The organism is Burkholderia sp. THE68 (assembly GCF_009938265.1).
In the GTDB taxonomy this organism is placed as follows: Bacteria; Pseudomonadota; Gammaproteobacteria; order Burkholderiales; family Burkholderiaceae; genus Caballeronia.
In genome coordinates, this window is record NZ_AP022316.1 from 1,000,547 (window position 1) to 1,013,721 (window position 13,175).

Annotated in this window: 11 protein-coding genes; 6 read left to right on the plus strand and 5 right to left on the minus strand. The window is 65.0% G+C overall.

The window, feature by feature from the left end:
- Nucleotide 1 precedes the first annotated feature (1 nt).
- Both ribA and BTHE68_RS18220 read right to left on the minus strand, forming a co-directional pair.
- Complete coding sequence (gene ribA, locus BTHE68_RS18215) at nt 2-670, minus strand: GTP cyclohydrolase II (protein WP_162067674.1); 669 nt, start codon at nt 668-670, stop codon at nt 2-4.
- Between the two features lie 3 nt (nt 671-673).
- Nucleotides 674-868, minus strand: coding sequence for a hypothetical protein (locus BTHE68_RS18220; RefSeq protein ID WP_162067675.1), 195 nt, complete (start codon nt 866-868; stop codon nt 674-676).
- A 193-nt stretch (nt 869-1,061) separates the two neighbouring features.
- Between BTHE68_RS18220 and ahpC the strand changes: the two genes are divergently transcribed.
- Both ahpC and ahpF read left to right on the plus strand, forming a co-directional pair.
- Entirely contained in the window at nt 1,062-1,625 is a 564-nt protein-coding gene (gene ahpC / locus BTHE68_RS18225; RefSeq protein WP_061175309.1) for an alkyl hydroperoxide reductase subunit C, read from the plus strand.
- 142 nt (nt 1,626-1,767) lie between these two features.
- The gene (gene ahpF / locus BTHE68_RS18230; protein ID WP_162067676.1) at nt 1,768-3,354 is read left to right on the plus strand and encodes an alkyl hydroperoxide reductase subunit F; all 1,587 of its coding nucleotides are present in this window, start codon (nt 1,768-1,770) and stop codon (nt 3,352-3,354) included.
- Between the two features lie 62 nt (nt 3,355-3,416).
- Here the strand turns inward: ahpF and BTHE68_RS18235 are convergent, their stop codons facing one another.
- Together BTHE68_RS18235 and BTHE68_RS18240 are read right to left on the minus strand one after the other, a co-directional pair.
- Nucleotides 3,417-4,646, minus strand: coding sequence for a sensor histidine kinase (locus BTHE68_RS18235; RefSeq protein ID WP_162067677.1), 1,230 nt, complete (start codon nt 4,644-4,646; stop codon nt 3,417-3,419).
- 192 nt (nt 4,647-4,838) lie between these two features.
- A complete protein-coding gene (locus BTHE68_RS18240) occupies nt 4,839-5,732 on the minus strand; it encodes a LysR family transcriptional regulator (protein ID WP_162067678.1) in 894 nt (297 codons plus the stop codon).
- Between the two features lie 103 nt (nt 5,733-5,835).
- Here BTHE68_RS18240 and tam point away from each other — a divergent pair, with 103 nt between their 5' ends.
- Nucleotides 5,836-6,615 (plus strand): trans-aconitate 2-methyltransferase, encoded by a 780-nt coding sequence (tam, locus tag BTHE68_RS18245; RefSeq protein ID WP_162067679.1) that lies wholly within the window; start codon nt 5,836-5,838, stop codon nt 6,613-6,615.
- A gap of 13 nt (nt 6,616-6,628) precedes the next feature.
- Here tam and BTHE68_RS18250 read toward each other — a convergent pair whose 3' ends face one another.
- Nucleotides 6,629-7,564 carry a LysR family transcriptional regulator gene (locus BTHE68_RS18250; RefSeq protein WP_162067680.1) on the minus strand — a complete coding sequence of 312 codons (936 nt, stop codon included), beginning with the start codon at nt 7,562-7,564 and terminating at the stop codon, nt 6,629-6,631.
- Between the two features lie 158 nt (nt 7,565-7,722).
- Here BTHE68_RS18250 and BTHE68_RS18255 point away from each other — a divergent pair, with 158 nt between their 5' ends.
- The 3 genes from BTHE68_RS18255 to BTHE68_RS18265 all read left to right on the plus strand — a co-directional run bounded on the left by BTHE68_RS18255 (nt 7,723) and on the right by BTHE68_RS18265 (nt 13,170).
- Nucleotides 7,723-9,306: an aldehyde dehydrogenase (NADP(+)) gene (locus BTHE68_RS18255; RefSeq protein ID WP_162067681.1), complete on the plus strand. Its 1,584-nt coding sequence runs from the start codon at nt 7,723-7,725 to the stop codon at nt 9,304-9,306.
- Between the two features lie 639 nt (nt 9,307-9,945).
- Complete coding sequence (locus BTHE68_RS18260) at nt 9,946-11,853, plus strand: zinc ribbon domain-containing protein (RefSeq protein ID WP_162067682.1); 1,908 nt, start codon at nt 9,946-9,948, stop codon at nt 11,851-11,853.
- A gap of 177 nt (nt 11,854-12,030) precedes the next feature.
- Entirely contained in the window at nt 12,031-13,170 is a 1,140-nt protein-coding gene (locus BTHE68_RS18265) for a TAXI family TRAP transporter solute-binding subunit (RefSeq protein WP_162067683.1), read from the plus strand.
- Nucleotides 13,171-13,175: the final 5 nt, after the last annotated feature.

Here is a 13,175-nt window from a genome sequence, read left to right on the forward strand (position 1 = left end):
CTTATTCGTTCTCGTCGAAGTAATGCCCGAAGCGCGCCTGCTTCGTCTTGATGTAACGCTCGTTTTCCTCGCGCATCGGAATGGCGAGCGCGACGCGTTCGCACACGGGAATATCGTGCTTGAGCAGCGTGTCGAACTTCGACGGATTGTTGCTCATCAGACGCACCGACTTCACGTTCATCGAGCGCAGGATCGCGGCGGCGGAGTCGTATTCGCGCGCGTCGTCGGGCAGGCCGAGATGCAGGTTCGCATCGACGGTATCGAGTCCCTGTTCCTGCAGCGCATACGCCCGGATCTTGTTGGCAAGGCCGATGCCGCGCCCTTCATGCCCGCGCAGATACAGCAGAATGCCGCGATCCTCCGCGGCGATATAGCGCAGCGCCAGATCGAGCTGCTCGCCGCAATCGCAGCGGTAGGAGCCGAAGACATCGCCCGTCACGCATTCGGAATGCAGGCGCGTCAGCACCGAGTCGCCGTTGCTCACGTCGCCCATCACGAAAGCGATGTGCTCGACGTCCGTGTGCTTCACGCGATAAACGTAGGAATCGAAGGTGCCGTAGCGGGTCGGAATCGTGGCGGTCGCGACGAGTTCGACATCCGCGCACTCATCGCACTCGCCGAAGCGGTGTTGCGGGTTCTGCACGTCCTGCGGGGGAGAAGCGGTTTTCATAGATCAATCTGCGAGTCCACGACGGCGGACGATGACTCGATGAATCACGCCCATCGCGCCAGCCCGGTCCGTCATGTTAAGGCTCATCGGGAAAGTTTGCAGATTGTCGCACGGCGCGCGCCGCTTCTCGCGCTTTCCCGTACGGACGTTCCGCTTATCGAACCCGTCAAGCCCGGCTCCGGAAATTCCGAATTTCATGCCATCTCCGTTGAAATGAAGATGTAAGTCACCATGTCTTTTAGAGCAGCGTGTGGATGCGGGAAAACGAGAAAATATCGGGCCGATAGGCCATCGCTATCTCGACAATAAAATCAATCCACTTCGCAAGTGTGATAGCTTTCCTGTATAGTTCACGTACTTCTTCAACACCACTCCAAAGAGGAATCTGGTAATGCCCATCATCAACAGTCAAGTCAAGCCGTTCAAAGCAACCGCCTACCACAATGGCGACTTCCAGACCGTCACCGATGAAAGCCTGAAGGGCAAGTGGTCGGTGTTCGTGTTCTACCCGGCCGACTTCACGTTCGTGTGCCCGACCGAATTGGGCGACCTGGCTGACCGTTACGACGAATTCAAGAAGCTCGGCGTGGAAATCTACTCGGTGTCGACCGACACGCACTTCACGCACAAGGCCTGGCACGACACGTCGGACACGATCCAGAAGATCAAGTACCCGATGATCGCCGACCCGACGCTCGCCATCTCGCGCGCTTTCGACGTGCTGATCGAGGAAGAAGGCCTGGCGCTGCGCGGCACGTTCGTGATCAATCCGGAAGGCCAGATCAAGCTGTGCGAAATCCACGACAACGGCATCGGCCGTGACGCCGGCGAACTGCTCCGCAAGGTTCAGGCAGCGCAATACATCGCCAAGCACCCGGGTCAAGTGTGCCCCGCCAAGTGGACGCCGGGCGCTGAAACGCTGACCCCGTCGCTCGACCTGATCGGCAAGATCTAAGCCTCGTCACGAGCGCTGCATCGAACCTGCCGCGATTCAGCGGCGGGTTCACCCCAAAAGACGCCTTCGTCCGGCGCTGCGAGCTTCGCAGCGCCGCGGTGAAGCGCGTCTGCACTACCCAAGTCAAGGAACGGACATCGCCATGCTCGACGCCAATCTCAAGAATCAGTTAAAAGCGTATTTGGAAAAAGTCACCCGGCCGATCGAACTCGTCGCCTTCCTCGACGACGGTGACAAGTCGCGCGAGCTGAAAAGCCTGCTCGACGAGATCGCCTCGCTGTCGCATCAGATCAGCGTCGTCGAGAAAGAGGACGCCAGCGTGCGTCGTCCTTCCTTCACCATCGGCGAGGCGGGCAAGAGCGCGGGCATCCAGTTCGCCGGCATCCCGATGGGCCATGAATTCACGTCGCTCGTCCTTGCGCTGTTGCAGACGGGCGGCCATCCGATCAAGCTCGACGACGCCACCATCGAGCAGATCCGCAACCTCGACGGCGACTTCGCATTCGAGACGTATTTCTCGCTGTCGTGCCAGAACTGCCCGGAAGTCGTGCAGGCGCTGAACGTGATGGCGATCATCAATCCGCGCATCAGACACGTCGCGATCGACGGCGCGTTGTTCCAGAAGGAAGTGGAAGACCGTCAGGTGATGTCCGTGCCGATGATGTTCATCAACGGCGAGAGCTTCGGCTCGGGTCGCATTGGCGTAAAGGAAATCCTGGCGAAGCTGGACACGGGCGCATCGGCGCGCGCCGCGAAGGAACTTGAAAACAAGCCGGTGTTCGACACGCTGATCGTCGGCGGCGGTCCGGCTGGCGCGGCTGCGGCGATCTATTCGGCTCGCAAGGGCATCGCGACGGGCGTCGTCGCCGAGCGCTTCGGCGGCCAGGTGCTCGACACGATGGCGATCGAAAACTTCGTCTCCGTGCAGGAAACCGAGGGACCGAAGTTCGCGACGGCGCTGGAACAGCACGTGAAAAGCTATGAAGTCGACGTGATGGACGTGCAGCGCGCCGAGAAGCTCGTGCCGGGCCGCATCAACGAGATTCATCTGGCGAGCGGCGCGGTGCTGAAGGCGAAGACCGTGATTCTGTCGACCGGCGCGCGCTGGCGCGAAATCAACGTGCCGGGCGAGCGTGAGTATCGCGGCCGCGGCGTGGCGTACTGCCCGCACTGCGACGGGCCGCTCTTCAAGGGCAAGCGCGTCGCGGTGATCGGCGGCGGCAATTCGGGCGTGGAAGCGGCGATCGATCTCGCGGGCCTCGTCTCAGCGGTGACGCTGATCGAATTCGGCAACGAACTGCGCGCCGACGCGGTGCTGCAGAAGAAGCTGCGCAGCCTCGTGAACGTGACCATCGTCACAGAGGCGCAGACGACCGAAGTCACCGGCGACGGCAAGAAGGTCAATGGCATCACGTACACGGACCGCGCGACGGGCGCGAGTCACCATGTCGAACTGGAAGGCGTGTTCGTGCAGATCGGCCTCGTGCCGAACACCGAATGGCTGAAGGGCACGGTGGAATTGTCGAAGCACGGCGAAATCGTGGTCGATGCGCGCGGCGCGACGTCCTTGCCGGGCGTGTTCGCGGCGGGCGACGTGACGACGGTGCCCTACAAGCAGATCGTGATCGCGGTCGGCGAAGGCGCGAAGGCATCACTCTCGGCGTTCGATCATCTGATCCGGGCGTCGGTGGAAGACGAAGCAGTGGTCGAAGAAGAAGCGACGGCCTGAGCGTAGCTCGGGGGTCGTAGTGACCGGAAGGCGGACGGGGCGACCCGTTCGCCTTTTTTTCTTTACTGGCCTTGCGCCGCCTTCGGTTCCAGCACCATCGGGAACGTCACTTCGAACACGCTGCCGTGCCCTTTCGACGACTGGAACCGCAAGTCCCCTTCCAGCGTGCGAGACAATTCCTTGACGATCGCGAGTCCGAGCCCCACGCCGGGGATGTCGTCATCGGCGGCGCGCTCGAACTCCTCGAACACGCGTTCCTGATCCGCCGCGCCGATGCCCACGCCCGTATCGGCGACGCGTAATTTCCAGCACGCGTCGGGCGCGGCGGTAATGGCGAGGACGATCTCGCCCGAGGTCGTGTACTTGATCGCGTTCGACAGCAGATTCAGCGCCACCTGTTTCACCTTCAGCCGGCTCGACGTCACCGCGCCGAGCGCCGGATCGAAATGCCCGACGAGCTTCAATCCCTTCGCTTCGGTCGAGATACGGCACGCCTGCATCAGTTCGTCGAAGAGTCCGACGAGATCGAATGGCTCGACGACCAGCAGCGAATCGTCGCCGAGCACTTTCGAGTATTCGACCATTTCATCGACGAGCGTCGCCATATCGGCGACTTGCCGGTTCGCGAGACCGAGCGCCGTGTCGCGCTTCGCGGGCGAGCGCGTGGCGAGTTGCAGCGCCGTCGAGAATACATTGAGGAAATTGCGCAGATCGTGGGCGACGCGCCGCGTGATCTGCATGCGCGTTTCGTAAAGATCGCTAATGAGCTTCTGGCGCAGTGTCAGCTCGTAGTTCGCGCGCTCCAGCATGCCGGTGTATTCGTCGATCTTGCGATCGCGCTCGCCGATCGCCTCGCGAATCGACGCGAGGGTTACGAAGCTCACCACTTCGTCGGTCATGAGGCGGGCGTGCTCCTCGTCGGCGCGGGAAAAATCCTCGTGCGTGCTCGCGTACTCGCCGATTGCGAGCAGCAGCACCTGACGGAACAGATCGAGCTCGCGCACCAGTTCGTCGACACGATAACCCTGCTGCCAGCGCCATTGCCCGTGCTGACGCGCGTCGCGCTCGATCGCGCCTTCCTGGTCGCGCAGATTGCGCGATTCCAGCACGATGCAGATCTCTTCGAAAATGCTCGGCAGATGATCCGCGAGCTGTCGATAGGTGAGTTGATCGGAATGTTCGACTTCCTGATCGCCGAACACGAGCTTCATCCATCGCTCGGTGAGCGCGGGTTGTTGCTCGCGCAGCGCGGCCACGAGACCCTTCAAGCCGCCGACTGACGTGTCGCTCATCTACGAAGTCCCGATTTGCTGAACGCGCCGGACCGCGGCGCGTGTGGTGACGGTGATATGCAGTCGAAAGCATTGCCCCGGTGGCCGGAGCCGCCCGCGATCGCTTCGCCAGTATAGGCGCGATGCTCGCATCAAAGTGCCATACCCGAGTTTTCCCTTGGACCTTTCCGCGACCTGGATTCAGTACTTCCTTCAAATGCCATCGGACGGTTTCATCAGCATGGCGTAGAGCGCCTGCGCTGCCGGCGACAGCGACGCCGTCTTGCGCGTCACGAGCACGAGCGAGCGCGTGACCGTCGGCTCGACGAGCTCGATCGCCCGCACGGTCGGATACGCGTCCTTCTGAATCGCGAGCGCCGGCACGACCGCCGCGCCGACGCGCTGCGCCACGAGCCCGAGCGCGGTCGAACTGCGCTGGACTTCGTAGAACGAATGCAAGCGGATGCCGCTGCCCTCCAGCGCGGCATCGATCAGGGCGCGGTTGCCGCTCACGTCGCCCGCGAGAATCAGCGCATGCTCCGACAGCGCGCGCCACGCGATCCGTCTGCGTTTCGCGAGCGGATGATCGCGATGGCAGACGAGCACGTAGCTGTCGTCGACGAGCGGCTCGGTGTGCAGTTCCGGATGATGCTCGCCGGCGATCTTGATGCCGAATTCCACCTCCCGATGCAGCACCGCCTGCGCGACCGCCGACGACGCGTGATCGAGAATCCGGATGCGGTTATGCGGGTAGCGCGCGGAGTACGCCTGTAGAACGCGCGGCAGATATTGCACGCCGACGGTCGGCACGCACGCGATCGAGACGTCGCCGCGCTGCGCCATGCCGGTCTCGCGAATCTCGACCAGCGCGGCAGACAGTTCCGCCAGCAGACGCCGCGCTTGCGGCAGGAACGTGCGCCCGGTTTCGGTCAGATTCATCGATCGCGTGGTGCGCTCGATCAGCGGCACGCCGAGGAACTCCTCGAGCTTCTGCAGGCGCTGGGTGATCGCGGTCTGCGTGATGTTGAGGCGCTCGGCCGCGCCCCGGAAGCTGCCCTGATCGGCGATGGCGACGAAAGCCTGCACACCCAGCGTGTCGATTTTCATAAGAAAAACCAAATAATCCGCAGCATAAATTCATTTTACGCTGAGCACGCGCGGGTCCAGAATCGCGGCTGTCCCCAACACGAAACATCGACTGGAGTCCGACATGACGACACAATCGACCGACTGGCAAGCCCGCCAATACACGCTGTTCGAAGCGCAGCGTACGCGGCCCGTGCGCGATCTGCTGAACGCGGCGCAGGCCGCGACCGCGCGCACCGCGATCGACCTCGGCTGCGGCCCCGCCAATTCAACCGAAACGCTGCTCGACTTTGCACCGCACGCGCGCGTCATCGGGGTCGACAATTCCGCCGACATGATCGATGCGGCAAGAAAACGCCTGCCGGGCGTCGATTTCGAACTCGCCGACATTTCCGCGTGGGCGGACGAAGGCCCGTTCGATCTGATCCTCGCGAACGCGTCGCTGCAGTGGGTGCCCGATCACGAGACGCTGTTGCCGTCGCTGGTTCGCAAGCTCTCGCAAGGCGGACGGCTCGCCGTGCAGATGCCGGACAATCTCGACGAACCCGCGCATCGGCTGATGCGCGAAATCGCCGCCGACGGCCCGTGGCGCGACAGGCTGAAGGGCGTGGAGCGCACGGCGCGTTATCGCGCAGAGGCGTATTACGCGCTGCTTGCGCCGCTGTGCGCGAGCGTCGATGTGTGGCGCACGACGTACCATCATCCGCTCGAAGGCGGCGTCGATGCGATCATCGAATGGTTCAAGGGCAGCGGGCTGCGGCCGTTCCTCGCGCCGCTCGACGCCGATGAAAAGACCGCGTATCTCGAACGCTATCGCGACGGGCTGAAAGCCGCCTACACGGTATTCGACGACGGCACCGCGCTACTGCCCTTCCCGCGCATCTTCATCGTCGCGACGCGCTGAACGTCGTTGAAGGTCAATGCGGCCGGCTCTGTTCGCGCAGCATCTGCACGAACTGCCGCGCGGCCTGCGAGAGCGCCCCGCCCTTGCGCGTGACGACGCCGTAGGTCTGCGATTTCGATTTCATCCGCACCGGCAGGATCCGCAGCATGCCGTAGCGCTCGAACACGCGCGCGACGCTCGCCGGCAGAATCGACACGAGCTGCGGGCTTTCCTGCAGCAGCGTCACCGTCATGAGCGGCGAAGCGGTGGAGATCGGATTGGCGGGCATCGGCAGGCCGGCGAGATCGAGTTCGCGTTCGAGCAGCGCGCTCATCGGCATGTAGCTCGGGTAGGTCACCCAGCGATACGGCGCGAGGTCCGCGAACCCCACTTCCCGCGCGCCCGTGCGCTCGTGCGCCGGACCGACGACGATGCACAGCGGCTCGTCCGCGAGCGGCTGATAGTGATATTTCGACGGCTGATCCGACACGCTCGAGCGGCCGATCACGAGATCGACGCGGCCGTCGTCGAGCATCGGCAGCATGCGCGCGCTCGTATCCTCGATGATCTCGATGGCCAGATCCGGATGCTTCGCGTGCATGTCGTTGACGATCGGCGCGACGACGGCCGGCACCGCGCCCATGATCGTGCCGACCGTGAGCCGCCCGCCCGTGCCCGCGCGAATCTGCGCGACTTCCTGACACAGCGCGCTCAGATCGGCGGCCAGCACGCGCGCGTAGCGCACGACGCAGCGGCCGAACGGATTCGGGATCAGTCCGCTTTTCGCGCGCTCGAACAGCGGCGCCTCCAGCATCGATTCGAGTTCGGCGAGCGCCTTGCTGGCGGCCGATTGCGTCATCGCCATCGCGCTCGAGGCCTTGTGCAGCGATTTATGATCGTCCAGCGAGATCAGCAATTGCAGCTGCTTCATGCGCAGCCGCGACATCAGTACGTCGAGCGTGTTCTTCATGCCTCAGCCTGCGGGAAAGCGCGGGGTGATTCCAAAAAGCGATCAAGCGATGGAAAGGTTTCACTATACAGCCGCCCGCGCGAAGCCGTATAGTCGGGCATGATGCAGTCATCGTACAACTGGCTGCCGCGAATCAATTCAAGCAAGGACGAGACAACATGCAACTCACTGGCAACCTGCTCATCGGTCAGGAATCGGTCTTCGGTTCGAACGGCTCGATCAAGGCCGTCAACGCGTCGACCGGCGCGGCCATCGAACCGGCTTTCGGCGGCGCGACGCTCGCCGACCTCGACCGCGCGTGCGCGCTCGCGTGGACCGCGTTCGACGTCTATCGCGAAACCGCGCCCGAGGCGCGCGCGAAGTTCCTCGAAACGATTGCGCAGAACATCCTCGATATCGGCGATGACCTGATCGAGCGCTGCATGATCGAAAGCGGCCTGCCGCGCGCGCGTCTCGAAGGCGAGCGCGGCCGCACGGTCGGCCAGTTGCGCATGTTCGCCGACGTGGTCCGCAATGGCGACTTCCTCGGCGTGCGTATCGATCCGGCGCAGCCCGAGCGCAAGCCGCTGCCGCGCGTCGATCTGCGCCTGCGCCATATCGGCGTCGGTCCGGTCGCCGTGTTCGGCGCGAGCAACTTCCCGCTCGCGTTCTCGGTCGCGGGCGGCGACACGGCTTCGGCGCTCGCCGCCGGCTGCCCGGTCATCGTCAAGGCGCACTCGGCGCACCCGGGCACGGCGGAACTGGTCGGCCGCGCGGTGCAGAAGGCCGTGAAGGACTGCGGCATGCCCGAAGGCACGTTCTCGCTGCTGTTCGACAGCGGCCGCGACGTCGGCCAGGGTCTGGTCAAGGACAACCGCATCAAGGCGGCCGGCTTCACCGGCTCGCGCGGCGGCGGCACGGCGCTGATGCAGCTCGCGGCGGCGCGTACCGAGCCGATCCCCGTCTACGCGGAAATGAGCAGCATCAACCCGGTTCTGCTGTTCCCGGCGGCGCTCGCGAACCGTGGCGAAGCCATCGCCAAGGCGTTCGTGGGCTCGCTCGTGCTCGGCGCAGGCCAGTTCTGCACGAATCCGGGTCTGGTGCTCGCCGTCGACGGCCCGGATCTCGACAAGTTCATCGCAGCCGCGTCGGCGGCGCTGAATGAAACTGCCGCGCAGACCATGCTCACGCCGGGCATCTGCAAGACGTATCAGAGCGCCGTGGCGCGCGCCGGCGAGCATGCCGGCGTGACGACCGCCGCGCGCGGCGTCGAGCCGAAGGGCGAAAACCAGGGCCAGTCGGCGCTGTTCGTCACCACCGCCGACGCGTTCCGCAAGAGCCACGCGCTGCAGGAAGAGATTTTCGGCGCGTCGTCGCTCGTCGTGCGTTGCCCGGACCTCGCGACGCTGCTCGCGCTGGTCGAATCGCTGGAAGGCCAGCTGACCTCGGCGCTGCACATCGACGAAGCGGATTACGCCGAAGCGAAGCGCATCCTGCCCGCGCTCGAGCGCCGCACCGGCCGTCTGCTGGTGAACGGCTTCGGCACGGGCGTGGAAGTCGGCCACGCGATGGTGCACGGCGGCCCGTTCCCGTCGACGGCGGATGGCCGCTCGACGTCGGTCGGCAGCCTGGCGATCAACCGCTTCCTGCGCCCGGTCAGCTATCAGGATCTGCCTGACGCACTTCTGCCCGATGCGCTGAAGACGGACAATCCGCTCGGTCTGAACCGCCGTATCGACGGCAAGCTGCAACTGGCCAGCTAAGGTCTCTCCGAGTCCGATCCCGGCCGCGACGCGAAACACGCGTCGCGGCCCTTTCGTTTTGCGGACAAAGATTCGGAAACCTTAACAATCCGGCCGCGAAGTGTTCGCCGACTGGCCAATCCGTGTTTACGCACCCCCGACGTGGGCGCGTAACAACGCTTCGGCGTGGAGCGTAAACGCTTTGGCATCAGTGGGTTATCCGGCCATTGCGCGCCCTTGTCGGTTAACGGCTAAGGATTGGCGGTTCAAAACCGCCGGCGACATCCCAAAATGTCAGAAATATCGTGAGCGAGAGAAGCGTGGCGCTCTGCGCGCGCCGGTCCGGAACCGTACGCGCATCGATCCGACGCTTTCACATCGACATCAGGGCCATGCGCGGCACAGCGAAACGCTTTGGTGTAGCCGCTTAAAATACGCCTGAAAGTGGCCCGGAAGTAGGTGCGAAAGGCAATTGACGTCCGATAGCGCTTGAACCATAGTCGAAATGTCGCTCCCCGACTGCGCAGCGTGCGCGGGGAAGGATGACGAAGGATTGCTGTCGCGGAACCGAGCTTCCGCGTACAGGCGCGACGACTCGGCGCGCATTGGCGGCCACGCGAATTTGGCAACCTCACGCACATGTCCTTCGAGGGCTCCAGCATGACCACGCGTCTGACGTTTCCCGCATCCATGTTCTCCGTCGTCTGCCAGCGGTGCGGCAGCACGATGCGCAAAAACGCCGACAGTTGCCCCAATTGCGGCGCCGATCGCAACGCAGCATTCGGCCAGCAGCGCGAAACCGCCTCGGGCAAGCCGCGCACGAACGTGTTCGAAGAAGCCGCGCCGCTCGCATCGGCGGCGGCTTCGGCTTCTGCATCGCCTTCCTCCGGGTCGATGGGCGCGCGCGGCAAGCCGTCCGAGCGCGTCGAGCCGGGCATGCGCTCGCGCTGGACGGAGCGCGCGAGCGAGCGCATCGCCCAGAAAGCCGCGGAATACCGCGCACGGCGCGCAGAAGAAGCCGCGCGCAACGCCTACGCCGAATCCAGCAACGATGCCGACGCCCTGCCCGGCTCCGAGCGCTGGAATCAGAAGAAGACCGTCATCGCGGGCGCATGTGCGCTCGTGCTGCTGCTGGGCGCGGCGTTCTATTACCAGCTCGGCGATTCCGAGGGCGGCGGGACGCCTTCCGCCGATCACAGTGTCTCCGGCGTCATCGATTCGAAAGTCGGTTCGCTGATCCGCGGCGCGACCGACACGCCCGCCGCGCCCGCCGCACCGGCCGTCGCGGAGCGGCGCGTGCCCGCCGATACCCGTCCGCTCGCATCCGGCGATCCGCTGCAAGGCGTGCGCGCCGCGCTCGACGACCACGATCTCGCCACCGCCCGCGCGCGGCTGAGAGTTTTTCCGACGCAGCAGCAAGGCCGCGCGGAATATGAAACGCTGAAGGACGAACTCGTCAAGCGCGAATCCCAGCGCGACGCGGCGCTGCAACTCGCGCGCGCCTGCGAACGCACGTCCGCGTGGGCCTGCGTGCAGCAGAACGCGGGTGAGGCGCTCGCGCTCGACGGCAGCAACATCGAATCGCAAGCCATGCTCGAACGCGTGATCTCGCACGCGGGCTGGCTCGCTCCGACGGCATCGGCGGCGCTTGCGAAAAAGGTGCCCAGCACGACGCCTTCGGCGGCTGTGGCTGCCACCGCGTCGAAGCCTGCCGACACGGCGGCAATCGCGGCGGCCAAACCCAGCGCCAGCGCGCCCGCGCCGCTGCCCGCGCAGGCAAACGTTGCAGCGTCCGCCAAGCCGAATGTCCTCGCGCAGAAGCCGCCGACGGAGCGGCGTCCGGCGCAGCGCAGCGCCGCCGCGCGGCAGGCCGACGATGAAGCCGCCGCCCTCGAAGCGCGCGCGGAGAAGTTCGCACGCGGCCAGGCGGCGACCAACGCGATCACCGCGGCGACCATCACGCCGCCCGCCGCACCTACCGTCGCCACCACGATGACGACGCCCGCGCCCGCGCAGGCGCCTCGACAAGCCGCTGCCGCGCCGTCGTCAGCGGCGCAGCAGCCAGCGGCGAAGCCCAGCGCGCCTCCGGTCACGCAGGCGGCACGCACGCCCTACTATCTCGGCGACGAAGAACAGCAGCCTGCCGCCGCCGCGAATCCGCGTGCCGCGAGCCCGCGCGCGCCCTACTATCTCGGCGACGAGCCGCAGCAGCAGCAGACCACGCGCCCGGCCAACGCGCGCGGCCCGTATTACCTCGGCGAGGACCCGCCGCAGCCGGGCGCGCGCGCCACCGTGCCGCGGCCGCCGCAATCGGGCAGCCAGAGCAGTTCGACGACGGCACCATCCACCGCGACGACGCAGGCCGCCGTGCCGCGTCCGCCCGCGGCGGCCAGCACGCAACCGGTCGCGCAGCGCAGCACACAGTCGGCGGCCGCCACCACGGCGTCGCCGCAGTTCGCCACCATGCCGGCGGGCGCGCACATGGATTCGGACAAGTCAGAGGAACTCGAGCGCGCCATCAAGCAATACGGCTGGAGCGGCGACTCGACGCCCAAGCCGTCGCGCTGAAAAAAGCACAAGAACACGCAGAGACAACCACGACGCACGGCACACACGCCATCACGCATCTTCGCGTCGGGCCGCATGTGAGTGACAGCGCATGAGCAGATTGCGCGCGCCGCGAATCGACCTTCGCATCGCGCGAGTTTCAAAAGCACCCGTCCAACTCCGATCAAAGGGTCAATCATGTTCACCACAAAAAGCATGCGCAACGCCGCACGGGGCGCGCTGGCACTTCTTGCCATCGCCGGGCTGATCGGCGCAGGAGCGAGTTTCGCCGCCGATCCCGTGCCCTACAAGATCACGACGGGCCAGGAGCGCGGCACGTATATCCAGATCGGCCAGGACTTGTCGAAGTACGTGGCCGAGCCGGCGGGGATCGAGCTGGAAGTGCTGCCGTCGAAGGGGTCGGCGGAGAACGTGCAGCGCATGCGCTACGAACCCGGCGTGAAGTTCGCGCTGGTGCAGTCGGACGTGTATCAGGCGTACATGGACATGGCGACCTCGGGCAACGCGGAGGCGGGCAAGATCATCAAGCCGCTGCGGCTCATCATGCCGCTCTACGACGAGGAAATTTACTTCGTCACGCGCGCGGATTCGCCGATGAAATACATCCACGAGATCAAGGGCAAGAACATCAGCGTCGGGCCGATCGGCAGCGGCACGGCGCAATCGGCGGAGACGCTGTATCGGCTGATGTTCGGCGAGCCGATCGCCGATGCGAACGAGCAGCACCTCAACAACGAGGATTCGCTCGCGCGGCTGATCGTCGGCAAGATCGACGTGGCGGTGATCGTCGCGGGCCAGCCGGCGAAACTCTTCCAGGACATGAATCCCGAGTTGCTGAAGCAGATCAAGCTGCTGCGCCTCGATTCGAGCGCGCAGGAAACCGCGCGCGCGAAGCAGACCTATTTCCCCGCGACGATCCGCACGACGAGCTATCCGAACTGGATTCAGGAAGACACCCCGACGCTCACGGTGAAGGCGTTCCTCGTGACCTACGATTACGGCTTGCGCGGCACGGTCGGCGCGCTGTCGAAGTTCGCCGATTCACTGTGCACGAACTTCGACACGCTGCAGGCCAACGGCCATCCGAAGTGGAAGCAGGTGCATCTGGAACTGCCGCCGCTCACGCGCGGCTGGAAATACTATCCGCCGATGGAAAAGCACTTGCGCGCGTGCATCGCGCAGCGCACGGCGGCGGCCGAGCAGTCGCAGAACCCGACGCGCAGAGTCGCCACGCGTGACCAGGACCCGGCCGCGCAAAAGCCGAAGAAAGCAAGTTGCAGCGCGCAGGAAAAGCTGCTGCTGTTGTGCGATCAGTGATCGTC